Origin of the sequence: Microbacterium rhizophilum, assembly GCF_039605615.1 — a bacterium.
GTDB classification, from domain to species: domain Bacteria; phylum Actinomycetota; class Actinomycetes; order Actinomycetales; family Microbacteriaceae; genus Microbacterium; species Microbacterium rhizophilus.
The window spans coordinates 650,488-672,484 of the sequence record NZ_JBCNUN010000001.1 but is presented as its reverse complement, the minus strand read 5'-3'; the positions used below and the strand labels follow the sequence as shown (position 1 = coordinate 672,484).

Sequence of the window (21,997 nt, the reverse complement as noted above, 5' to 3'; positions counted from 1 at the left end):
GGTGTCGGACCTCGCTCAGCGCCTCGCCGATGTGGATCTCCGCCTCGGCGAGGTCGCGCGTGCGGCGGGGCGCGATCCGGGCGAGCTCACCCGCATCGTGGTGACCAAGTTCCATCCGGCCTCGCTGGTGCGCGAGCTGCATGCCCTCGGGGTGCGCGACGTGGGTGAGAACCGGCAGCAGGATCTGAGCGCGAAGGCTGCCGACACGGCCGATCTCGACTCTCTCGCCTGGCACTTCATCGGCCAGGCCCAGACCAACAAGGCCCGCGCGATCCGGCGGGCCGCGCGCGCCGTGCACTCGGTGGATCGCGACCGGCTCGCGGACGCGCTCGACGCGGCCGCCGATCCGGACGATCCGGTGCTGGACGTCCTGGTCCAGATCAACCTCACGGACGATCCGGGTCGTGGCGGCGTCGCGCCCGAGTGCGTCGAGGCGCTCGCCGAGCGCATCGCCGCGGCACGCACGCTGCGACTGCGGGGAGTGATGGCCGTCGCGCCGCTCGACGAGCCGCCGGCTCCCGCGTTCGAGCGCCTGGCCGGATACGCCGCGCGCGTGCGCGCGGTCGTGCCCGACGCGACCTGGATCTCCGCCGGCATGACGGCCGATTTCGCCGAGGCGATCGCCTGCGGTGCGACACACCTGCGGATCGGATCCGCAATCACGGGACCGCGCCCGCCCCGGGCGTAGCCTCGAAACAGACGAGCAGACAACGGAGGACGCCATGGCGAACCCGCTCAAGAAGACGATGGTCTATCTCGGCCTTGCCGACGAAGAGGAGTACGAGGATGCGCACGAGCAGCAGCCTCAGCGCGCTCACCGCGACGAGCCGCAGCACGACGACGCGAAGCCCGCGCCCGTCACGCCGCTGCGCCGTCCGGCCGTCGTCCGCCAGCCTGCGGCGGCTGCCGTGAACGAGATCGTGACGGTGCATCCGAAGCAGTACCGTGACGCGCAGATGATCGCCGAGCACTTCCGCGACGGCATCCCGGTCATCATCAACCTCTCGCAGATGAGCGACGCCGACGCGCGCCGCCTGATCGACTTCGCGAGCGGCCTGTCGCTCGGCCTCTACGGTCGCATCGAGCGCGTCACGAGCAAGGTCTTCCTGCTCTCGCCCGAGAACATCGCTGTGTCGGGTGACGGTGGGATCGCGCACGCGGACCCGGAGTCCGCGCCCTTCGCGCAGGCCTGACGCGCCTCGCCTCGTCTGGTCGTGGGTCCCATCGGGCTGATCGCCTCGATCCTCAACGTCGTCGTCCTGCTCTACATCCTCGTGCTGTTCGCGAGGCTGGTGCTCGAGTACATCCCGATGTTCAACCGCGAGTGGCGCCCCAAGGGTCCGCTCCTCGTGGTCGCGGAGGTGACGTACACGCTCACCGACCCGCCGATCCGGTTCTTCCGGCGGTTCATCCCGCCGCTGCGGATGGGCGGGATCGCCATCGACTTCGCCTTCGCGCTGACGATGCTCCTGTGCTTCGTGCTGCTGTCGGTGACGCGCGCGTTCACGGGATACTGAGTTCCGCCGCCACCTCGCCTCTCGCGGGGCCGGAGGGGACGGTTATGCTTGCACACGGAGAAGTGCCCAGGGCTCGGCCCACGGCCACAGACACCCCACGGAAGAGGAGCCACCCATGGCATTGACGCCGGATGACGTCGTCACCAAGCAGTTCCAGCACGTCCGGTTCAAGGAGGGCTTCGACCCGGACGAGGTCGACGACTTCCTGGACGAGATCGTCGTCGAGTGGCGCAAGACGATCGCGGAGAACGACGAGCTGAAGGCGAAGCTCGCCAAGTACGAGTCGGGCGAGCTCGCGCCGGCCGAGGCCGCCGCTGCCGTCGAGGCGCCCGCCGCCGAGGTTCCGGCCGAGCCGGAGCCCACGCCGGCCCCCGAGCCCACGCCGGCTCCCGCGCCCGTCGCGCAGACCGACGTCTCCAGCACGGCCACCAGCGCCGCGAGCATCATCGAGCGCGCGCAGCGCCTGCACGACGAGCACGTCGCCGAGGGCCGCCAGATGGCCGAGCAGCTGGTCGACGAGGCCAAGGCCGAGGCCGACCGCATCCGCGGCGAGGCCGAGTCGAAGCAGCGCGAGCTGAACGAGAAGTACGAGCGCGAGCGCTCGACCCTCGAGGGCCGCATCACCGAGCTGCGTCAGTTCGAGCGCGACTACCGCGCCCAGATGCGCAGCTACTTCGAGTCGAAGCTGAAGGACCTGGACACCGCGGGCTCGACCTCCGGCGACACGCCGGTCTCGGCGATCGGTCTCTGAGCCGGTCTTGACCGACCGCGCACCCCTGCGTACGGCGGCGGCCAGCACCACCATCGCGATCCTCGCGATCCTGGTGCTGGCCGCCGACCAGTTCGCCAAGCATCTCGTCCTGACCTCCCTGCCGCCCGAGACGCCCGTCCCCGTCCTCGGCGAGGCGCTGCAGTGGTACCTGATCCTGAACGCCGGCGCCGCGTTCTCGATCGGCGAGGGCGTCACCTGGGTCTTCACGATCGCCCTCGCTCTCGTCGCATGCGGCATCGTCTGGCTCGCGCTCACGCGCGTGCGCTCGCGCGTGTGGGCCGTCGTCCTGGGACTGCTGCTCGGCGGCGTCCTGGGCAACCTCACCGACCGACTGTTCCGCGAGCCCGGCTTCGCGGTGGGCCACGTGGTCGACTTCATCTCCACGCCCTGGATGATGCCCGCGATCTACAACGTCGCCGACGTGTTCATCGTCTGCAGCATGATCACGATCGCCGCGCTGACGCTGTTCGGGCTCGCGCTGGACGGATCCGGCCGCAAGACGGCCGCCGAGGCCGCGGCCGAGCAGGTCGCCGACGAGGCCGCCGCGGCGGACAGCCCGCGGGAGCCCTGATGGAGTCTCGCCGCCTGCCCGTCCCCGACGGGCTCGACGGATCGCGCGTCGACGCCGCCCTCGCGAAGATGCTCGGCTTCTCGCGCACGTTCGCGGCCGAGGTCGCCGAGGCCGGCGGCGTGGAGCTCGACGGCGTCGCGGTCGGCAAGTCCGACCGCGTGATCGGCGGCGCGTGGCTGGATGTCTCGTGGCGACCGAAGGAGGAGCCGCGGATCGTCCCGGTAGAGGTGCCGGATCTCGGGATCGCGTACCAGGACGACCACATCGTCGTCGTCGACAAGCCGGTCGGCGTCGCGGCGCATCCGTCGATCGGCTGGGAGGGCCCGACCGTGCTCGGCGCGCTTGTCGCCGCCGGCGTGCGCGTGGCGACCAGCGGCGCCGCCGAGCGGCAGGGCATCGTGCACCGCCTCGACGTCGGCACGAGCGGCCTGATGGTCGTGGCCAAGACCGAGCACGCGTACACCGTGCTCAAGCGCGCCTTCAAGGAGCGCACGGTCGACAAGATCTATCACGCGGTCGTGCAGGGGCACCCGGATCCGCTCGTCGGCACGATCGACGCGCCCATCGGGCGCCACCCGAGCCACTCGTGGAAGTTCGCCGTCACGCCCGACGGCAAGGACTCCGTCACGCACTACGAGACCATCGAGGCGTTCCCGGGGGCGTCGCTGCTCGAGATCCATCTCGAGACGGGCCGCACGCACCAGATCCGCGTGCACATGGCCGCGCACCGGCATCCGTGCGTGGGCGACCCGCTGTACGGCGCCGATCCGACGCTGTCGGCCCGCCTCGGCCTCACGCGCCAGTGGCTGCACGCCCACGAGCTCTCCTTCGCTCACCCCGCCACGGGCGACTGGGTCACGTTCACGTCGGACTACCCCGCGGACCTCGCGCACGCCCTGGCGGTGCTGCGCGGGGAGTGACCCCGCCGCGGCAGGCCCGCCCGCCCACCCGCACCGAGACTGCAGCGCCCCGCCGAGACTGCAGCGCCCCGCCGAGACCGCAGGTGGCACGTGCTGTCTCGGCGGGGCGGTGCTGTCTCGCGGATGTCGGCGGTCGGTGGCACGCTGGCGGCATGGTGATCGAGGTGCGGGCGGCGACCGACTTCGAGGGCGTGCGGGTGCTGGTCGGGCCGAGGAACCCCGACGCGAACGTGTGCTGGTGCCTGAGCCACCGCGTGCCGGGCAGGGTGAACTCGTCGCTGGCGGGCCCCGAGCGCGGCGAGTACGTGCGGCGGATGTGCGCGTCCGACCTGCCGCCGGGCGTGCTCGCCTACGACGGCCACGAGCCGGTCGGATGGGCGGGGGTCGCGCCACGCGCCGACACCCAGTTCGCGCGCAGCCGCAGGATCCCGCACGTCGACGACGTGCCCGTGTGGAGCGTGTGGTGCTTCCGCGTCCGCCCGGGGCATCGCGGGCAGCGGATCCTGGACCGGCTGCTGGAGGGCGCCGTCGCGTTCGCGCGCGAGCGCGGCGCGCCGGCGATCGAGGGATACCCGGTCGACAACCGCGGTGCGAAGGTGGATCAGACGATGGCGTTCGTGGGGTTCCGGGCCCAGTTCGAGCGGGCGGGCTTCGCGAAGGCGGCCGACACCGACTCGGTCTCCGGCGGCTTCCCGCGCGTGGTGATGCGACGGGACCTGCGGTAGCGCTGTCAAGACCTGGCCGCCCGTCGCCGCGGCTCGCGAGGATGGCCTCATGGACGACCGGATCACGACGCGCGATGCGACGATCGATCGCTGGACCGCGGGCCTGGCGGAGGCGAACGGCGATCCGGGCGGGGGAGCGGCGGCGGGCGTCATGCTGGCGATCGCAGCCGGGCTGATGTCGATGGTGGCCGGGTACTCCGGGCACGACGAGGTGCGCGAGCGTGCCCGCGCGCTGCGGGAGGCCGCGCTCGTCGCCGCGGACGAGGATGCCGCCGCGTCGGCCGCGTTCGGCGCCGCGTTCCGGCGCGACGACGCCGGACGAGAGGACGCGATCCGCGATGCGTCGCTCGATGCCGCCCGCTCGTCCGCGCTCCTCGGCGACCGCGCCCGCGCGGCTATCCCGGACCTGGAGCACCTCGCCGCGCATGGCGCCCCGGCCCTGGTCGCCGATGTGGCCGTCGCCGCCGCGGCGCTGCGCGGAGCGCTGGCGAGCACGCGCACCAATCTCAGCTACGACCTCGCGACGCTGCGCTCGGCCGGCCTCTCGCTCGACGAGGTGCGCGCCGCGCATCCGGACCTGTGGGCATCCGTCGCCGGCCTCGCCGACGCCATCGCCCGCATCGACGGCCTCACCGCCCGCGTGGACGACCGCGCCGCGCCGACCGACTGATCCGCTTGCCGCGAACTGACGGCGTTCGCGCCTCTGGGGCGTCACTTCGGGGCAAGCGGCGTCACGAATCGTGCATCAGAATGATCCGCGTGAACCGGACCCGCCGATCCAGGCAATACCTGGTGTGAGCACAGACAGCGAGATCATCGCGAGCTCCGTGGGCAGCCCCGGGCTGTTCTCGGAGATCTTCGAGCGGCACGCGACGGCGATCGGAGGGTATGCCCGCCGGCGCGTGGGGCGGGACGCGGTGGACGACGTCCTCAGCGAGACGTTCCTCGTGGCGTTCCGGCGCCGCGGGTCGTTCGACACGCGCTGGGACACCGCGCGGCCCTGGCTGCTCGGCATTGCGACGCGCGTGATCAAGAAGCACCGCGCGACCGAGGCCGCGCAGTGGCGCGCGTTCGAGCACGCCGCGGGCGCCGACGACGGGATCGCCGGATCGCACGCCGGCGAGGCGGACGCGCGGATGGACGCGTCCACCGCGGTCCGAGAGCTCGGACCGCGGATCGCGCAGCTGTCGGCGAAGGATCGGGACACGCTGCTGCTCTACGCGTGGGGCGACCTCACGTACGAGCAGATCGCCGAGGCGCTCGGCGTGCCGATCGGCACCGTCCGGTCGCGGCTGAACCGCGTCCGCCGCAAGCTCGCGCCACCGGGATCGCATTCCGCGACCCGACTGACCTGGATGGCGAAGGAGGAGAGCGATGTCGCTTATGGAACGCGTGCGTGAGATCCGCGCCGACGAGGCGCAGGTGGACGGCGCGCAGCTGAACACCGCGCGGCAGGCGCTGCTGCGTGAGATCGCCCGGGCAGAGCACAAGCCCGCGCGGCGCCGGATCGGATGGATTGGCGCGGGCGGGCTGGTCGCCGCGGGGATCGTCGGCGCGCTCGTGATCGGGAACGTCGTCGCACCGCCGGAGAGCGCGGTGGCGGCGGTCCTGGAGGAGGCCGCCGATGTGGCGGTGACGGGCGAGGCGTTCGAGGTGCCGGCAGGTTCCTTCCTTCGCGTATCCGACAGCGGCGAGTGGTTCGTCCCGTGGGACGCCGACATGCCGGATGAGACGTCGCGATTCAACAACGGGGACGTGGCGGAGGCGGAGGCGGTGCTGCAGTTGCGGGGCACGACGGAGCTGTACATTCCGTCGGATCGAAGCGGGGCGTGGATCCAGGCGAGTGGCGAGACCGACCTGGTCGCCTCGTACGGCGACCAGGCGGAGCAGGCGACCCTCGAGTTCACCACACAGAACGGTGGCCGCTTCGGCGCTGCCCCGTCCGCCCTGAGCGCACCGGGCGGCGCCTACCAGGGGCCAGGGGCGTTCGGCGAGTCCGATCACACGTACTACCTCGACAACCGTGAGTACTGGGCCGACCAGCCGACGGATCCGCGCGAGTTGCTCGCATGGATGCGAACGTCGATGGGGGAGCAGGATCCCGACAGCGCCGCGTCCGACAACTCCATCGTCGAGACGCTCGCCGACAGCATCGGCAACGCCGCGGCGCCTCCCGAGCGTCGCGCCGCGTGGCTGCGCGTGCTGGCGCTTCTGGGCGGCTCGTCCATCGAATCCGTCGACGGCGACGTGACGACGATCCGGTTCTCCTGGTCGACGGAGTGGTGGGACGCGTGGACGCTGATCGAGATCGACACCGCGCGAGGAGTCGTGCTCGGCGTGACGAGGTCGGGTGCGCTGAGCGGGGGCGAGCAGGAGCTCGACGGGCTGCCGGCCTGGGCGAGCCGCTCCACCTTCGCGTACGAGGTCGTCGACTCCGCTCCCGCGCCGACCGACTGATCCAGCGCGCCCGGCGATCCCGACACCCGGGGTCGCCGGGCGCTCGTGTCGGTGGCCGAACCTAGACTCGATCCATGGCCTCCGACTCCTTCGTCCACCTGCACGTGCACAGCGAGTACTCGATGCTCGACGGGGCGGCGAAGATCGGCGCGATGACCCAGGCGGCGGCCGATTACGGCATGCCGGCGATCGCGGTGACCGACCACGGCAACACGTTCGCGGCGTTCGAGTTCTACAAGGCCGCGCAGGCGTCGGGCATCAAGCCGATCATCGGCCTCGAGGCCTACGTCACCCCGGGCACGCACCGCAGCGACAAGTCGCGCGTGCAGTGGGGCTCGCCCGACCAGAAGAGCGACGACGTCTCGGGTGCCGGTGCGTACACCCACATGACGATGTGGAGCCAGACGACCGAGGGCATGCACAACCTGTTCCGGCTCAGCTCGCTCTCGAGCATGGAGGGGTACTACTTCAAGCCGCGCATGGACCGCGAGCTGCTGCAGACGTACGGCAAGGGCCTGATCGCGACGACCGGATGCCCGTCGGGCGAGATCCAGACGCGCCTGCGCCTCGGGCAGTACGAGGCGGCGCGCGCGGCGGCCGCGGAGTTCCAGGACATTTTCGGCAAGGAGAACTACTTCGCCGAGATCATGGATCACGGCCTCTCGATCGAGCGCCGTGTCATGACGGACCTGATCAGGATCTCGAAGGACCTCGGGATCCCGCTCGTCGCGACGAACGACTCGCACTACACGCACCAGCACGAGGCCGACGCGCACGCGGCGCTGCTGTGCGTGCAGTCCGGATCCACGCTGGACGACCCGAACCGCTTCAAGTTCGACGGCGACGGCTACTACGTCAAGACCGCGCAGGAGATGCGCCACCTGTTCCGCGACAACCCCGAGGCCTGCGACAACACGCTGCTGATCGCGGAGCGCTGCGAGGTCGAGTTCAACACCGCGGCCAACTACATGCCGCGCTTCCCGGTGCCCGACGGCGAGACCGAGGACAGCTGGCTCATCAAGGAGGTCGAGGCGGGCCTGCACTACCGGTACCCCGACGGCATCCCCGACAGGGTGCGCAAGCAGGCCGAGTACGAGACCGGCATCATCCTGCAGATGGGCTTCCCGGGCTACTTCCTCGTGGTCGCCGACTTCATCAACTGGGCCAAGGACAACGGGATCCGCGTGGGTCCGGGCCGCGGATCGGGCGCCGGCTCGATGGTGGCGTACGCCATGCGCATCACCGACCTCGACCCGCTCGAGCACGGCCTGATCTTCGAGCGCTTCCTCAACCCCGACCGCGTCTCGATGCCCGACTTCGACGTCGACTTCGACGACCGCCGCCGCGGCGAGGTGATCGAGTACGTCACCCGCAAGTACGGCTCCGAGCGCGTCGCGCAGATCGTCACCTACGGCACCATCAAGTCGAAGCAGGCGCTCAAGGACGCCGGCCGCGTGCTCGGCTTCCCGTTCTCGATGGGCGAGCGCCTCACCAAGGCCATGCCGCCCGCGGTGATGGGCAAGGACATGCCGCTCGACGGCATGTTCAACCCCGAGCACCCGCGCTACAAGGAGGCCAGCGAGTTCCGCACGCTGATCGACACCGATCCCGAGGCCAAGACGGTCTACGACCGCGCGGTCGGACTCGAGGGCCTGAAGCGCCAGTGGGGCGTGCACGCGGCAGGCGTCATCATGTCGAGCGAGCCGCTGCTCGACATCATCCCGATCATGCGCCGCGAGCAGGACGGCCAGATCGTCACGCAGTTCGACTACCCGGCCTGCGAGTCGCTCGGCCTGATCAAGATGGACTTCCTGGGCCTGCGCAACCTGACGATCATCTCGGACGCGCTCGACAACATCCGGCTGAACCGGGGCGAGGAGCTCGACCTCGAGAAGCTGGAGCTCGAGGACCGCGCCGCGTACGATCTGCTCGCCCGCGGCGACACGCTCGGCGTGTTCCAGCTCGACGGCGGGCCCATGCGGTCGCTCCTGCGTCTCATGAAGCCGGACAACTTCGAGGACATCTCGGCCGTCATCGCCCTGTACCGCCCGGGCCCCATGGGCGCGAACTCGCACACCAACTACGCGCTGCGCAAGAACGGCCTGCAGCCGATCACGCCGATCCATCCCGAGCTCGAGGAGCCGCTGCGCGACATCCTCGACACCACCTACGGCCTGATCATCTACCAGGAGCAGGTCATGGCCATCGCGCAGAAGGTGGCCGGATTCAGTCTCGGCCAGGCCGACATCCTGCGGCGCGCGATGGGCAAGAAGAAGAAGTCCGAGCTCGACAAGCAGTACGAGGGCTTCTCGGGCGGCATGAAGGAGCGCGGCTTCGGCGAGGCCGCGATCAAGGCGCTGTGGGACATCCTGCTGCCGTTCTCCGACTACGCGTTCAACAAGGCGCACTCCGCCGCCTACGGCCTCGTGTCCTACTGGACCGCGTACCTGAAGGCGCACTACCCGGCCGAGTACATGGCGGCCCTGCTGACGAGCGTCGGCGACTCGAAGGACAAGATGGCGCTGTACCTCAACGAGTGCCGCCGCATGGGCATCAAGGTGCTGCCGCCCGACGTCTCCGAGTCGATCAACTACTTCGCCGCCGTCGGCACCGACATCCGCTTCGGCCTCGGGGCGGTCCGCAACGTCGGCACGAACGTGGTCGACGGCATCGTGGCCTCGCGCGAAGACGGGCCGTACACGTCGTTCCATGACTTCCTGCACCGCGTGCCGCTGCACGTGGCGAACAAGCGCACGGTCGAATCGCTCATCAAGGCCGGGGCGTTCGACTCGACCGGATCGACGCGCCGCGCGCTCGTCGAGATCCACGAGAGCGCGGTCGAGGTCGCGGTCACCGACAAGCGCAACGCCGCGGGCGGCGCGATCGGGTTCGACTTCGACAGCCTGTGGGACGAGCCTCAGACCGTGCAGAAGGTGCCGGATCGGCCGGAGTGGACGAAGAAGGACAAGCTCGGGTTCGAGCGCGAGATGCTCGGCCTGTATGTGTCCGACCACCCGCTCGCGGGCCTCGAGGTGCCGCTGGCCAAGCACCGCTCCATCACCATCAGCGCGCTGCTGGCGTCGGAGGACCTTCAGGACGGCGACCAGGTCACGGTCGCGGGCCTCGTCACGAGCGCCCAGCACCGCGTGGCGAAGTCGAGCGGCAACCCCTACGGCATGATCACGATCGAGGACTTCGAGGGCGAGGTCACGGTCATGTTCATGGGCAAGACCTACACCGAGTTCCAGCCGGTGCTGCAGCAGGACGCGATCCTCGTCGTGAAGGGGCGCGTGTCGCGCCGCGACGACGGCATGAATCTGCACGCGCAGTCGGCGTTCGCGCCTGACATCGGCTCGTTCGACGAGGCGGGTCCCCTCACGCTGGTGCTGCCCGAGCAGCGCGCGACCGAGCAGATCGTGCAGGATCTCGCGGACACCCTGCGCCGTCACGCGGGGGAGACCGAGGTGCGGCTCAAGATGCACCGGGGCCGCTCGGCCAAGGTGTTCGAGGTGCCGATGCCCGTTCAGGTCACGGCGGACCTCTTCGGCGACCTGAAGTCGCTACTGGGTCCGCAGTGCCTCGGCTGAGTCGCGCGCGCACCGAGCGAACTGCCCCGTGAGGCCGACCTGACCCGCCGGTAGGATCGTCCGCATCCGAGCCGCGTATCGAGAGGATCAGCGTGACCGATCAGCCCCAGCAGCCGCCCGCTCCCGAGCAGGCCCCGGCCGAGGAGTCCGCGGGCGACGGAGCGGCGCCGCTGCACGGCGTCGGGCCGTTCACGGTCCGGGAGGCGATCCTCGTCGGGCTCGCGGCCCTGATCTTCCTGCTGTCCTTCTTCTCGATGTACGACTTCGGGTACGCGCCGATCTGGACGGCGTCGCTCGACTGGATCCTCGCCGTCGGCCTGCCGGTCGCGGCGGGCGTGCTGCTCCTGATCCGCCGGCTCTCGAGCTCGGCGCGCGGGCGCATCGGCTCGCTGTCCGCCGATCAGTTCGCGTCGGTGGCGTTCTCGATCGCCGCGGCGATGTGGCTGAGCACCGTCGGCTACGGCTTCCAGAACATCTTCGACGAGTTCGGCTTCGGAATCACGTGGGTGGTGTGGCTGGAGCTGCTGCTGAGCCTGGCGGGCGTCTTCTTCACCGTCGTGGCGCCGTTCGTGGGACCGTTCAAGGAGGACTTCGCGGGCCGTCCGGAGTCCGCCGCGCACCCCGTCGCGCGGGATCCGCGTCGGGTGGCGCGGCGTCCCCGCCCCGAGCCGCAGGCGCCCGCGCCCCCCTGGGGACAGCCCGCCCAGGCCGCGCAGCCTCATGGCCGGCAGTACGGGCAGCCGCCGCACGGCTACGGTCAGCAGGCGTACGGCGAGTCGCCGCAGGGCCAGGCGCCGTACGGTCAGCCCGTATGGGGCCAGCCGCCTCATGGCCAGCCCGCGTACGGCCAGCAGGCGTACGGCCGTGCGCCGCAGGCGCCCTACGGTCAGCAGCCCTACGGCCAGCAGCCCTATGGCCAGCCGCAGTACGGCGCGCCCCACGGGCAGCCGCCGGCCTACGGCCAGCAGTTCCCGCTCGCGACGGGTCCCGTTGAGCCCTTCCCGGCCGAGCAGCCCGCGACGGCTCCCGGGTACACGTCCGAGGCCGAGGCGATCGCGGAGCAGGTCGTCGACCACACGGCCGCCACCGAGTCGTCCGCGCCACTCGATCAGGCGGTGCCCGCGCCGGCCGGCGACGAGATCGATGACATCACGACGACGGCCGTCCGCATCCCCTCCGACCCGACCGTCGAATACGCGGCCGAGCCCGAGCCCGAGCCCGAGCAGGTGCCCGAGCCCGCCACCGCGCCCGACCCGGTGCTCGACGCCGACGCCGGCGCCGTGACCAACCCCGAGCCCGCGGCGGCCGCGCCGCAGGCGTTCTGGGCCCTCGCCCCGGAGGAACGGGATGTGGTCGACGCCTACGGCTCGCCCCTGTTCCGCATCGGACCGACCGCGTGGGCCCTCGTCATCGAGGACCGCGGCGAGTCGTACGTGGTCCGTCACGACGACGGCCGCATCGGGTACCTGCACGACGTCTCGGGCATCACGCGCGGCTGAGCGCACCCACGGCCCGCACGGCCGACGGAGCGCGGCTGACAGAATAGAGGGATGCGCACCATCGATCTCCGCGGCCGGGCGCTCCGGGTCGCGGAACTGCTCGCCGTCGTCCCTCGCGCCGCGGAGGCCCGCGCGACCGCGCTGCATGTCGCGGCCGAGATCGTCGACGACGTGCGTGTGCGCGGCGAGGCCGCGCTGCGCGAGCAGGCCGAGCGCTTCGACGGCGTCTCGGGACACGCCGTGCGCGTGCCCGCCGAGCACATCGCCGACGCGGTCGCCTCCCTGGATCCCGACGTCCGCGCGGCGCTGGGCGAGGCGATCCGGCGCGTGCGCGAGGCGTCCGCCGCGCAGATCCCGGCACCCCGCGTGACCGAGCTCGCGCCCGGCGCCCGCGTGACGCAGCGCTGGCAGCCGGTCTCGCGCGTGGGCGTCTACGTGCCGGGCGGCAAGGCCGTCTACCCGTCGAGCGTCGTGATGAACGTCGTGCCCGCGCAGGTCGCGGGCGTGCGCAGCGTCGCGCTCGCGTCTCCTGCGCAGCGCGGTCACGACGGGCGGGTGCACCCCACGATCCTCGCCGCGGCGGGCCTGCTCGGCATCGAGGAGGTCTACGCCATGGGCGGCGCGGGGGCGATCGGCGCGCTGGCCCACGGCGTCGCCTCGCTCGACCTCGAGCCCGTCGACGTGGTCTCGGGCCCGGGCAACAACTTCGTCGCGGCCGCCAAGCGCGCCGTGGCGGGCGTCGTGGGCACCGACTCCGAGGCGGGCGCCACGGAGATCCTGATCATCGCGGACGACACGGCCGATCCGCGCCTGGTCGCCTACGACCTCGTGAGCCAGGCCGAGCACGACGAACAGGCCTCCGCCGTGCTCGTGACTCCGTCCGCGCGGCTTGCGGACGCCGTCGTCGCCGAGGTCGAGCGCGTCGCGGCCGCCACGCGCCACCGGGAGCGCGTCGCGGCCGCCCTGGCGGGGGAGCAGTCGGCCATCGTGCTGGTCGACGACCTCGCGGCGGCCGAGGCCTTCAGCAACGCCTACGCTCCCGAGCACCTCGAGATCCACGCCGCGGACGGGGCCGCGTCGGCCGCGCGCTGCACGAGCGCCGGTGCGGTGTTCGTCGGGTCGTACGCGCCCGTGAGCCTCGGCGACTACCTCGCCGGATCCAACCACGTCCTGCCGACCGGGGGACAGGCGCGCTACGCGGCCGGTCTCGGGTCGCACACGTTCCTGCGCCCGCAGCAGGTCATCGAGTACGACCGGGCGGCGCTCGCGCAGGTGCGGGGCGCCATCGTGGCGCTCGCGGAGGCGGAGGCGCTTCCCGCGCACGGCGAGGCGGTCACGGCGCGCTTCGCCGGCGCGGACCTCCCAGGCGCCGGCGCGTAGGCTGTCGCGTTATGCACTGCCCGTTCTGCCGTCACGGCGACTCCCGTGTCATCGACTCCCGCACGAGCGACGACGGTCTCTCGATCCGCCGACGTCGGCAGTGCCCGAAGTGCGGCGGACGCTTCTCGACGATCGAGACCGCGAGCCTGAACGTCATCAAGCGCTCGGGCGCGGTGGAGCCGTTCAGCCGAGACAAGGTGATCTCGGGCGTGCGCAAGGCGTGCCAGGGCCGCCCCGTCACGGACGCGGATCTCGCGATCCTCGCCCAGCGGGTGGAGGAGGCCGTCCGCCAGACCGGTCTGAGCCAGATCGACGCGAACGAGATCGGGCTGGCGATCCTGGGGCCACTGCGCGAGCTCGACGAGGTCGCCTACCTGCGGTTCGCGAGCATCTACCAGGCGTTCGAGTCGCTCGAGGACTTCGAGGCGTCGATCGCCGAGTTGCGGGCCGACCACGCACGCGGCGCGCTGGGCGACGCGGCGGCCGTCGCCGGCGGATCCGACTGACGCCACCGCGACCGATAGCCTGGAGCGGATGTATCCCCTCCTCTTCCGTCACGTCCTGACGCGCTTCGATCCCGAGACGGCCCACCACCTCGGCATGGCCGTGATCCGCGCGGCGGGCATCGCGCCGGTCGCCGCCGTCGCGCGCCGCCTCACGCGGCCCGCACCCGAGCTCGCCGTCGCGGCGCTCGGCCACGTCTTCCCGTCGCCGTTCGGCGTCGCCGCCGGCTTCGACAAGAACGCCGTCGGGGTGCGCGGGCTCGAGGCCCTCGGCTTCGGCCACGTCGAGGTCGGCACCGTCACGGCGATCCCGCAGGACGGCAACCCGAAGCCGCGGCTGTTCCGGCTCGTCGCCGACCGCGCGGTGATCAACCGGATGGGCTTCAACAACCGCGGCGCCGCGGCCGCGGCCCGCCGCCTGGCGCGGCTGCGCCGTACGGGCGCGATCGTCGGCGCCAACATCGGCAAGAGCCGCGTCGTGGATGTGGACGAGGCCACCGCGGACTACGTCGCGAGCGCCCGGATGCTCGCCCCGCTCGCCGACTACCTCGCGGTCAACGTGTCGTCGCCGAACACGCCGGGCCTGCGCGGCCTGCAGGCCGTCGCGACGCTGGCTCCGCTGCTGCGCGCGGTCCGCGACACGGCGGGATCCACGCCCGTCCTGGTCAAGATCGCGCCGGATCTGCCGGACGACGAGATCGCCGCGATCGCGCGCCTGGCCGTGTCCGAGGGCCTCGCCGGCATCATCGCGAACAACACCACGATCTCGCGCGCGGGCCTGCGCACCGACGCGGCCGAGGTCGAGGCGATGGGAGCCGGCGGCCTGTCCGGCGCGCCGTTGAAGGAGCGCTCGCTCGAGGTGCTGCGCGCCGTGCGCGGCGCCGTTCCCGACGACTTCTGCGTGATCTCGGCCGGCGGCGTCGAGACCGCCGCGGACGTGCAGGAGCGCCTCGACAACGGCGCGACCCTCGTCCAGGGCTACACGGCCTTCCTCTACCGCGGCCCGCTCTGGGCCAAGCAGATCAACGACGGCCTGCGGGACCTCCGCGCCGCCCGCTGACCTCGAAACAGAACCGCCCCCGTGCCTCGACAGGCACGGGGGCGGTTCTGCAGGCGAATCAGGAAGCCGGGCGCTCGCCGCGCTTGACCTGAGGCTTCGGCAGGCGCATGAAGCGCATCTGCACCGAGCGCATCGCGGCGTACCAGCCGAGGCCCTTCTCGAGCTTCTCCTTGCCGCCGAACTTCGCGGCGGCCTTCCGCTTGACCGTCGTGGACAGGATGATCATGTCGCCCACCACGAAGAAGATGAACACCCACAGCGCCACGAACGCGTAGTACTGGAAGAACTCCATGGGGATGAACGTCGCGATGATCACCACGATCATGGCGGGCATCAGGAACTCGCCGAGGTGCCAGCCGGAGTCCGTGTAGTCGCGCGCGAAGCGCTTCTGCGGGCCCCTGTCGCGGGCCGGCAGGAACTTCTCCTCGCCGTTGGCCATGCCGACGCGGGCGCGGTCCTGGCGCTCGCGCAGCTCGGCGCGGGCGCGCGCCTTGGCCTCCTTGGTGTTCGCGACGAGCGGGCGGCGGTTCGCGGCCTCGCGCTCGGCGCGTGTCGGAGTCGGCCGGCCCTTGCCGGTGGCGATCTCGCCGATCACCTCGCCGTTCAGGCTCGAGCCCTTGGAGAGGCCCTCAGAGGGGGCGGGGGTCTTGCTCACGTCAATGCACCTCGGATCGGTGGAGGGGGATCGACCTAAGATTACCCGCATGACTTCGGTGCCTCCTGTGGATCAGTCGCTCCTCGACGCAGCGGAAGGAGGCATCCCGGCGGCGCTCGCCGACCTCGGCCGGCTCGTGCGCATCCCGGGCATCGCCTGGCCCGCGTTCGACCAGGAGCAGCTGCAGCGCGGCGCGCGCGCGATCGCCGAGCTCGCGGAGGGCACCGGCGTGTTCGACGAGGTGCGCATCCTGACCGCGCGGATCCCGGGGACGGATGAGCAGGGCCAGCCGGCGATCCTCGCCACGCGGGCCGCCCGCAACGGCCGGCCCACCGTGATGCTCTACGCGCACCACGACGTGCAGCCCCCGGGCGACGAGGCGCTGTGGGAGACGCCGCCGTTCGAGCCCACCGTGCGCGACGGACGCCTGTACGGCCGCGGCGCCGCCGACGACAAGGCGGGCGTGATGGCGCACATCGCGTCGTTGCGGGCGCTGCGCGAGGTCGCCGGCGACGACCTGGATCTCGGCATCGTGCTGTTCATCGAGGGCGAGGAGGAGTTCGGATCCCGCTCGTTCGGCGCCTTCCTCGCCGACAATGCCGACGCCATGCGCAGCGACGTGATCGTCGTGGCCGACTCGGGCAACTGGGACTCCGAGACCCCGGCCGTCACGGTGTCGCTGCGCGGCAACGCGACGTTCCACCTCACCGTGCGCACGCTCGAGCACGCGTCGCACTCCGGCATGTTCGGGGGAGCGGTGCCCGACGCGATGCTCGCGACCATCAAGCTGCTGGCCACCCTGTGGGACGACACCGGTGCGGTGGCCGTGGAGGGGCTCACGGTGCGCGAGACCGAGACGCCGGAGTACACCGAGGCGACACTGCGCGACGAGGCCGGCCTGCCCGTCGGCGTCCAGCCGATCGGCGAGGGCGCCATCCTGTCGCGCATCTGGAACAAGCCGTCGATCACCGTCACGGGCATCGACTTCACGAGCGTCGCGGCGGCGTCCAACACGCTCTCGCCCGAGGTCACCGTCGTGGTCAGCGCGCGCGTCGCGCCGGGGCAGGATGCGACCGAGGCGTACGCCGCGATCGAGGCGCATCTCCGCGCGCACGCGCCGTTCGGCGCGCAGCTCACCTTCAGCGACGTCGACCTGGGCGACGGGTTCCTCGTGGACACGAGCGGCTGGGCGGTCGCCGAGGCCCGCGACGCCATGCGCGACGGCTACCGCAAGGACGCCGTCGACCTCGGCGTGGGCGGATCCATCCCGTTCATCGCGGATCTCGTGCGTCAGTTCCCGGGCGCGCAGATCCTGGTCACGGGCGTGGAGGACCCGCACTCGCGCGCGCACAGCCCGAACGAGTCGCTGCACCTCGAGACGTTCCGCAACGCCGTGCGCGCCGAGACGCTGCTGCTCGGCCGGATCGACGCGCGCACCGCATGATCCGATCCCCTCGCCGCCGACGGGCGGTAGAATCGACGCAACCGACCGCATCCCCGTTAGGAGCGTCATGACCGACACGACACTGTCCGCCGCCGATCTGGCCGGCACCACCGTCGCCGACACGCGCGCTCACGGCGTGGGCCTCACGGACGCCGCGGCGACCAAGGTGAAGAACCTCCTCGACCAGGAGGGTCGCGACGACCTGCGCCTGCGCGTCGCCGTCCAGCCGGGCGGCTGCTCGGGCCTGATCTACCAGCTCTACTTCGACGAGCGCTACCTCGAGGGCGACGAGACCGTCGACTTCGACGGCGTCGAGGTCATCGTCGACAGCATGTCCGTGCCGTACCTGGACGGCGCCATGATCGACTTCAAGGACACGATCTCGGAGCAGGGGTTCACGATCGACAACCCCAACGCCTCGGGCAGCTGCGCCTGCGGCGACAGCTTCCACTGAGCGGTCTCGCGAAGAGCCCCAGCCCTCGTGGCCTGGGGCTTTTTCGCGTGCTCGCGCGGCCTCTCCGGACACGCCCCGGCCTGGGCGGTTGTCCTGAAGACGGTGAGAGGTTGCCCTAGACTGGCATGTGCCTCATCCACGTTCGAAAGGTGAATTCGTGCCGTCGAAACGCCGTCTCCGCTGGGCCGCGATCCCGGTCGCCGTCGCCGCAGCCGTGGCCCTAGCCGGATGCACTCCCACGGAGCTGCACGGATACCTTCCCGGGTTCGAGGTGGACGGCCAGGCCGCAGCGCCTGCGACCAACCAGGTCGAGCGCGTCGCGTCGCTGTGGACCAGCTCGTGGATCGTCCTGCTGGCCGTCGGCATCATCACCTGGGGCCTGATGCTCTGGGCCATGGTCGTGTACCGCCGCCGCAAGGGCCAGACCGGCCTGCCGGTGCAGCTGCGCTACAACATGCCGATCGAGATCTTCTTCACGACGGTCCCGCTGATCCTGGTGCTCGGCATGTTCGCCTTCACGGCGCGCGATCAGACCGAGATCGAGACGCAGTGGCCCGATCCCGACGTCGAGATCACCGCCATCGCGAAGCAGTGGTCGTGGGACTTCCAGTACGACGGCGAGGCGGAGGACAACTCCGACGCCGTCTGGACCATGGGGATCCAGGCCCAGCCCGACGCCGAGGGCGACATCGACGAGTCGCAGCTGCCGACACTGGTGCTTCCGGTCGACCAGAAGGTGACCATCCACCTGCAGTCGCGCGACGTCATCCACTCGTTCTGGATCATCGACTTCCTCTACAAGAAGGACATGTACCAGGGCCGCGACAACTCGTGGTCGTTCACGCCGACGCGCGAGGGCGAGTACAAGGGCAAGTGCGCCGAGCTCTGCGGCGAGTACCACGCCATGATGCTCTTCAACGTCGAGGTCGTCAGCCAGGACGAGTACCAGGACTACCTCGCCGAGCTCGAGGCCGCCGGCCAGACCGGTGACGTGAACGACGCCTACGACCGCCTGGCGAACGCGCCGGGCACCACGGGTGCCGCCCCCGACACGACCGATTCCGAGGGAGAGGGCCACTGATGGCGACCACACTCCAGGAGCACCGCACCACGCTCCCGCCGCGTCAGGCCGCTCTGCTCAGCGCATCGCGCACCGAGCAGAAGGGCAACATCGTGGTCAAGTGGATCACCTCCACCGACCACAAGACCATCGGCTACATGTACCTGATCGCGTCGGTGATGTTCTTCGCGATCGGCGGCGTGATGGCGCTGATCATCCGCGCCGAGCTGTTCGCGCCGGGCATGCAGATCCTGCCGACGAAGGATCAGTACAACCAGCTGTTCACGATGCACGGCACGATCATGCTGCTGATGTTCGCGACGCCGCTGTTCGCGGGCTTCGCGAACGCGATCCTGCCGCTGCAGCTGGGCGCGCCCGACGTGGCGTTCCCGCGTCTGAACGCGTTCGCGTTCTGGCTGTTCCTGTTCGGCTCGACCATCGCGGTCGCCGGCTTCCTGACGCCGTCGGGCGCCGCCTCGTTCGGCTGGTTCGCGTATCAGCCGCTCGCGAACGCGACGTTCTCGCCGGGCGTCGGCGGCAATCTCTGGATGCTGGGCCTCGGCCTGTCGGGCTTCGGCACGATCCTCGGCGCGGTGAACTTCATCACGACGATCATCACGATGCGCGCCCCCGGCCTGACCATGTGGCGCATGCCGATCTTCACGTGGAACACGCTCATCACGAGCCTGCTGATCCTCGTGGCGTTCCCCGTGCTCGCCGCCGCGATCTTCGCCGCCGGCGCGGATCGCGTGCTCGGCGCCCACATCTACGACCCGGCCAACGGCGGCGTCCTGCTCTGGCAGCACCTGTTCTGGTTCTTCGGCCACCCGGAGGTGTACATCATCGCGCTGCCGTTCTTCGGCATCGTCTCCGAGGTGTTCCCGGTCTTCAGCCGCAAGCCGATCTTCGGCTACAAGACGCTGGTCTACGCGACCATCGCGATCGCCGCGCTGTCGGTGGCCGTGTGGGCGCACCACATGTACGTCACCGGCGCCGTGCTGCTGCCGTTCTTCGCCCTGATGACGATGCTCATCGCGGTGCCGACCGGCGTGAAGATCTTCAACTGGATCGGCACGATGTGGCGCGGCTCGATCACGTTCGAGACCCCGATGGTCTTCGCCCTCGGCTTCCTCGTCTCGTTCGTCTTCGGCGGTCTGACCGGCGTGATCCTGTCGTCGCCCCCGCTCGACTTCCACCTGTCGGACTCGTACTTCGTCGTGGCGCACTTCCACTACGTCGTGTTCGGCACGGTCGTGTTCGCGATGTTCTCCGGGTTCTACTTCTGGTGGCCGAAGTGGACGGGCCGCATGCTCAACGAGCGCCTCGGCTACGTGCACTTCTGGATGCTGTTCATCGGCTTCCACATGACGTTCCTCATCCAGCACTGGCTGGGCGTGGACGGCATGGTGCGCCGCTACGCGGACTACTCGTACGCCGACGGCTGGACCTGGGAGAACCAGCTCTCCACCGTGGGCGCGATGATCCTGGGCGCCTCGCTGCTGCCGTTCTTCCTGAACGTGTGGATCACGGCGCGCACCGCCCCGAAGATCACGGTGAACGACCCGTGGGGTTACGGCGGTTCGCTCGAGTGGGCCACGTCCTGCCCGCCGCCGCGCCACAACTTCACGTCGATCCCGCGCATCCGCAGCGAGCGTCCCGCCTTCGACCTGAACCACCCCGAGGCCGGCATCCCGGTCGGCGTGGGGCCGGCGAAGGACGCGCCCGACGCGCCCGTCATCGACGCGGCGGACGGAAAGGTCAAGTAATGCGCTCCAACATCGGCCTGTGGTGGCTGCTGAGCGGCTTCTTCGCCCTGATGGCGATCGTCTACACGATCTGGAGCATCCTGGCCCAGCCTCAGCTGCCCTGGTACCAGGCGATCGAGTGGGCGGGTTCGACCGCGCTGGGCTTCGGCATCTTCATGTCGGCGATGATCGCGTTCTACATCCAGGTGATCCACAAGGGCCAGCACGGCGTGGCCCTGCCGGAGGACCGTGACGACGCCGACATCGACGACGGCGACACGGAGCTCGGCGAGTTCAGCCCCTGGTCCTGGTGGCCCCTCGTGCTCGGCGCCTCGGCGGCGATCATGATCGTGGGTCTGGCCGTGGGCCACTTCCTGATCCCCATCGCGCTCGGCATCTTCGCCGTCGCGATCGTGGGTTGGGTCTACGAGTACTACCGCGGCTACTTCGCCCGCTGACGCGCGCAGCCGACACGGCCCCGGCGGACCTCGGTCCGACCGGGGCCGTTCTGCGCGTGCCTCGTGACCGCTGGCGGCCGCGTACAGGCTCGATGTTGCGGGAGTGAGCTTCTGGGACGCCTGAGCCTGCATCGGGATCAGGCGCCCTGTACACGGGCGATGAATGATGCCGCCCACTCGTCCACAGGATCGCCATTCGCCCGGTCCCATCCACGATCGCGAGATCGGCGGATCCGGAAGGGCCGGATCCGCGACGCTGGGCGCGTGATGAAGCCGATGACGGCGGGGGAGTCCGCTCAGCTGCGGATGTGGACCACCGCCCAGTTGCGTGCGGCGGGCATGTCGAAGCACGACCTCGCGCGGGCGGTCGGCACGGGCGCGCTGATCCGCGCGCGCCCCGGCAGGTACGTGTCGGGGGAGGCGCATCCGGACGTCCGGATCGCGGCCGCGCTGTCGGCGCGCCTCACCTGCGTCTCGCTGCTCGCCAAGCGGGGCGTGTTCGTGCGCGACGCCCCGACCGGAGTGCACGCGCACGTGCCCCGGACGGCCTCCCGGACGCGCTCACCCGCGAAGGGCGTGCTGCACTGGCGCCCGCTCGTCATGGCGGCTCCGAAGGAGCTCTGCGCCGTCAGCGTCCTGGACGCGCTCATCCATGCGTGCGAGTGCCTCGACGACGTCGCCTTCGTCGCGGCGGTGGACTCCGCGCTCCACCTCGGGCTGATCGGCCGGTCGGAGCTCGTGACCCTGTTCGGCGCGATCGCGCCACGGAAGCGGCTGCTGCGACGCCTGGTGGACGGGCGCTCCGAGTCGGGGACCGAGACGATCGTGCGACTGCTCGCGATCGAGCTCGGATTCAGCGTCGAGGTCCAGAAGAGGATCGACGGCGTCGGGCGCGTGGATCTCCTCCTCGACGGCTGGCTCGTGGTGGAGTGCGACAGCAAGGCGCACCACTCGAGCTGGGAAGAGCAGCGCGCGGACCGGCGACGTGATCAGGAGCTCGCGAAGCGCGGGTACGCGACGTACCGGGCGCTGGCCGAGGACATCCTGTTCCATCTCGAGCGCGTCGCGGCGGCGCTGCGCGGATACCGCGAGGGCGGCCGCGCACAGGCTGCCCGGGCGTGATGCAGGCTCAGCGGGCGCAGCAGGCGTCTCCAGCCACATCCGGCCTGTATCCGGGCGCATCAAGCGGC

General features: G+C 70.9%; 22 protein-coding genes. 21 read left to right on the top strand and 1 reads right to left on the bottom strand.

Features of this window, described 5'->3' with window-relative positions:
• Nucleotide 1 precedes the first annotated feature (1 nt).
• From AAD528_RS03375 to AAD528_RS03305, 15 genes are all read left to right on the top strand, one after another.
• Nucleotides 2–688 carry a YggS family pyridoxal phosphate-dependent enzyme gene (locus tag AAD528_RS03375; protein WP_345750607.1) on the top strand — a complete coding sequence of 229 codons (687 nt, stop codon included), beginning with the start codon at nucleotides 2–4 and terminating at the stop codon, nucleotides 686–688.
• Nucleotides 689–722: 34 nt separating this feature from the next.
• The gene (locus tag AAD528_RS03370) at nucleotides 723–1,193 is read left to right on the top strand and encodes a cell division protein SepF (RefSeq protein WP_345750606.1); all 471 of its coding nucleotides are present in this window, start codon (nucleotides 723–725) and stop codon (nucleotides 1,191–1,193) included.
• A gap of 21 nt (nucleotides 1,194–1,214) precedes the next feature.
• On the top strand, nucleotides 1,215–1,517 hold the full coding sequence (locus AAD528_RS03365) for a YggT family protein (RefSeq protein WP_345750605.1): 303 nt from the start codon (nucleotides 1,215–1,217) through the stop codon (nucleotides 1,515–1,517).
• Nucleotides 1,518–1,632: 115 nt separating this feature from the next.
• Nucleotides 1,633–2,268, top strand: coding sequence for a DivIVA domain-containing protein (locus tag AAD528_RS03360; RefSeq protein WP_345750604.1), 636 nt, complete (start codon nucleotides 1,633–1,635; stop codon nucleotides 2,266–2,268).
• A gap of 7 nt (nucleotides 2,269–2,275) precedes the next feature.
• Nucleotides 2,276–2,860 (top strand): signal peptidase II, encoded by a 585-nt coding sequence (gene lspA / locus AAD528_RS03355; protein WP_345750603.1) that lies wholly within the window; start codon nucleotides 2,276–2,278, stop codon nucleotides 2,858–2,860.
• On the top strand, nucleotides 2,860–3,780 hold the full coding sequence (locus tag AAD528_RS03350) for an RluA family pseudouridine synthase (protein WP_345750602.1): 921 nt from the start codon (nucleotides 2,860–2,862) through the stop codon (nucleotides 3,778–3,780). The genes lspA and AAD528_RS03350 overlap by 1 nt, the downstream gene beginning before the upstream one ends.
• Before the next feature lie 152 nt (nucleotides 3,781–3,932).
• Nucleotides 3,933–4,505, top strand: a complete 573-nt coding sequence (locus AAD528_RS03345; RefSeq protein ID WP_345750601.1) for a GNAT family N-acetyltransferase — start codon at nucleotides 3,933–3,935, stop codon at nucleotides 4,503–4,505.
• Nucleotides 4,506–4,554: 49 nt separating this feature from the next.
• Nucleotides 4,555–5,175, top strand: a complete 621-nt coding sequence (locus AAD528_RS03340) for a cyclodeaminase/cyclohydrolase family protein (protein ID WP_345750600.1) — start codon at nucleotides 4,555–4,557, stop codon at nucleotides 5,173–5,175.
• A gap of 124 nt (nucleotides 5,176–5,299) precedes the next feature.
• Complete coding sequence (locus AAD528_RS03335) at nucleotides 5,300–5,905, top strand: RNA polymerase sigma factor (RefSeq protein WP_345750599.1); 606 nt, start codon at nucleotides 5,300–5,302, stop codon at nucleotides 5,903–5,905.
• Complete coding sequence (locus AAD528_RS03330) at nucleotides 5,880–6,962, top strand: hypothetical protein (protein WP_345750598.1); 1,083 nt, start codon at nucleotides 5,880–5,882, stop codon at nucleotides 6,960–6,962. Before AAD528_RS03335 ends, AAD528_RS03330 begins: the two co-directional genes overlap by 26 nt.
• Nucleotides 6,963–7,036: 74 nt before the next feature.
• A complete protein-coding gene (gene dnaE / locus AAD528_RS03325) occupies nucleotides 7,037–10,549 on the top strand; it encodes a DNA polymerase III subunit alpha (RefSeq protein ID WP_345750597.1) in 3,513 nt (1,170 codons plus the stop codon).
• Nucleotides 10,550–10,641: 92 nt separating this feature from the next.
• Nucleotides 10,642–12,048 carry a hypothetical protein gene (locus AAD528_RS03320; protein ID WP_345750596.1) on the top strand — a complete coding sequence of 469 codons (1,407 nt, stop codon included), beginning with the start codon at nucleotides 10,642–10,644 and terminating at the stop codon, nucleotides 12,046–12,048.
• Nucleotides 12,049–12,099: 51 nt separating this feature from the next.
• Complete coding sequence (gene hisD, locus AAD528_RS03315) at nucleotides 12,100–13,428, top strand: histidinol dehydrogenase (RefSeq protein WP_345750595.1); 1,329 nt, start codon at nucleotides 12,100–12,102, stop codon at nucleotides 13,426–13,428.
• Nucleotides 13,429–13,439: 11 nt separating this feature from the next.
• Entirely contained in the window at nucleotides 13,440–13,934 is a 495-nt protein-coding gene (nrdR, locus tag AAD528_RS03310; RefSeq protein ID WP_345750594.1) for a transcriptional regulator NrdR, read from the top strand.
• A gap of 28 nt (nucleotides 13,935–13,962) precedes the next feature.
• Nucleotides 13,963–14,991: a quinone-dependent dihydroorotate dehydrogenase gene (locus tag AAD528_RS03305; RefSeq protein WP_345750593.1), complete on the top strand. Its 1,029-nt coding sequence runs from the start codon at nucleotides 13,963–13,965 to the stop codon at nucleotides 14,989–14,991.
• 58 nt (nucleotides 14,992–15,049) lie between these two features.
• On the opposite strand, the gene AAD528_RS03300 is transcribed toward AAD528_RS03305, so the two are convergent.
• Nucleotides 15,050–15,646: a DUF3043 domain-containing protein gene (locus tag AAD528_RS03300; RefSeq protein ID WP_375339571.1), complete on the bottom strand. Its 597-nt coding sequence runs from the start codon at nucleotides 15,644–15,646 to the stop codon at nucleotides 15,050–15,052.
• A 49-nt stretch (nucleotides 15,647–15,695) separates the two neighbouring features.
• Between AAD528_RS03300 and AAD528_RS03295 the strand changes: the two genes are divergently transcribed.
• The 6 genes from AAD528_RS03295 to AAD528_RS03270 all read left to right on the top strand — a co-directional run bounded on the left by AAD528_RS03295 (nucleotide 15,696) and on the right by AAD528_RS03270 (nucleotide 21,929).
• On the top strand, nucleotides 15,696–17,090 hold the full coding sequence (locus AAD528_RS03295; RefSeq protein WP_345750592.1) for a dipeptidase: 1,395 nt from the start codon (nucleotides 15,696–15,698) through the stop codon (nucleotides 17,088–17,090).
• A gap of 67 nt (nucleotides 17,091–17,157) precedes the next feature.
• Entirely contained in the window at nucleotides 17,158–17,544 is a 387-nt protein-coding gene (erpA, locus tag AAD528_RS03290) for an iron-sulfur cluster insertion protein ErpA (protein ID WP_345750591.1), read from the top strand.
• A 157-nt stretch (nucleotides 17,545–17,701) separates the two neighbouring features.
• Nucleotides 17,702–18,625, top strand: a complete 924-nt coding sequence (gene ctaC / locus AAD528_RS03285; RefSeq protein WP_345750590.1) for an aa3-type cytochrome oxidase subunit II — start codon at nucleotides 17,702–17,704, stop codon at nucleotides 18,623–18,625.
• Entirely contained in the window at nucleotides 18,625–20,370 is a 1,746-nt protein-coding gene (gene ctaD, locus AAD528_RS03280) for an aa3-type cytochrome oxidase subunit I (RefSeq protein WP_345750589.1), read from the top strand. The genes ctaC and ctaD overlap by 1 nt, the downstream gene beginning before the upstream one ends.
• Nucleotides 20,370–20,807, top strand: a complete 438-nt coding sequence (gene ctaF / locus AAD528_RS03275) for an aa3-type cytochrome oxidase subunit IV (protein WP_345750588.1) — start codon at nucleotides 20,370–20,372, stop codon at nucleotides 20,805–20,807. Before ctaD ends, ctaF begins: the two co-directional genes overlap by 1 nt.
• A 267-nt stretch (nucleotides 20,808–21,074) precedes the next feature.
• A complete protein-coding gene (locus AAD528_RS03270; protein WP_345750754.1) occupies nucleotides 21,075–21,929 on the top strand; it encodes an endonuclease domain-containing protein in 855 nt (284 codons plus the stop codon).
• Nucleotides 21,930–21,997 lie beyond the last annotated feature (68 nt).

What these genes read in the sequence shown, in the direction of transcription:
- AAD528_RS03370 (WP_345750606.1), top strand. Translation starts at nt 723, where the DNA reads ATGGCGAACCCGCTCAAGAAGACGATGGTCTATCTCGGCCTTGCCGAC.
- AAD528_RS03360 (WP_345750604.1), top strand. Translation starts at nt 1,633, where the DNA reads ATGGCATTGACGCCGGATGACGTCGTCACCAAGCAGTTCCAGCACGTC.
- AAD528_RS03350 (WP_345750602.1), top strand. Translation starts at nt 2,860, where the DNA reads ATGGAGTCTCGCCGCCTGCCCGTCCCCGACGGGCTCGACGGATCGCGC.
- AAD528_RS03345 (WP_345750601.1), top strand. Translation starts at nt 3,933, where the DNA reads ATGGTGATCGAGGTGCGGGCGGCGACCGACTTCGAGGGCGTGCGGGTG.
- AAD528_RS03340 (WP_345750600.1), top strand. Translation starts at nt 4,555, where the DNA reads ATGGACGACCGGATCACGACGCGCGATGCGACGATCGATCGCTGGACC.
- AAD528_RS03330 (WP_345750598.1), top strand. Translation starts at nt 5,880, where the DNA reads ATGTCGCTTATGGAACGCGTGCGTGAGATCCGCGCCGACGAGGCGCAG.
- dnaE (WP_345750597.1), top strand. Translation starts at nt 7,037, where the DNA reads ATGGCCTCCGACTCCTTCGTCCACCTGCACGTGCACAGCGAGTACTCG.
- hisD (WP_345750595.1), top strand. Translation starts at nt 12,100, where the DNA reads ATGCGCACCATCGATCTCCGCGGCCGGGCGCTCCGGGTCGCGGAACTG.
- nrdR (WP_345750594.1), top strand. Translation starts at nt 13,440, where the DNA reads ATGCACTGCCCGTTCTGCCGTCACGGCGACTCCCGTGTCATCGACTCC.
- AAD528_RS03305 (WP_345750593.1), top strand. Translation starts at nt 13,963, where the DNA reads ATGTATCCCCTCCTCTTCCGTCACGTCCTGACGCGCTTCGATCCCGAG.
- AAD528_RS03295 (WP_345750592.1), top strand. Translation starts at nt 15,696, where the DNA reads ATGACTTCGGTGCCTCCTGTGGATCAGTCGCTCCTCGACGCAGCGGAA.
- erpA (WP_345750591.1), top strand. Translation starts at nt 17,158, where the DNA reads ATGACCGACACGACACTGTCCGCCGCCGATCTGGCCGGCACCACCGTC.
- ctaD (WP_345750589.1), top strand. Translation starts at nt 18,625, where the DNA reads ATGGCGACCACACTCCAGGAGCACCGCACCACGCTCCCGCCGCGTCAG.
- ctaF (WP_345750588.1), top strand. Translation starts at nt 20,370, where the DNA reads ATGCGCTCCAACATCGGCCTGTGGTGGCTGCTGAGCGGCTTCTTCGCC.
- AAD528_RS03270 (WP_345750754.1), top strand. Translation starts at nt 21,075, where the DNA reads ATGAAGCCGATGACGGCGGGGGAGTCCGCTCAGCTGCGGATGTGGACC.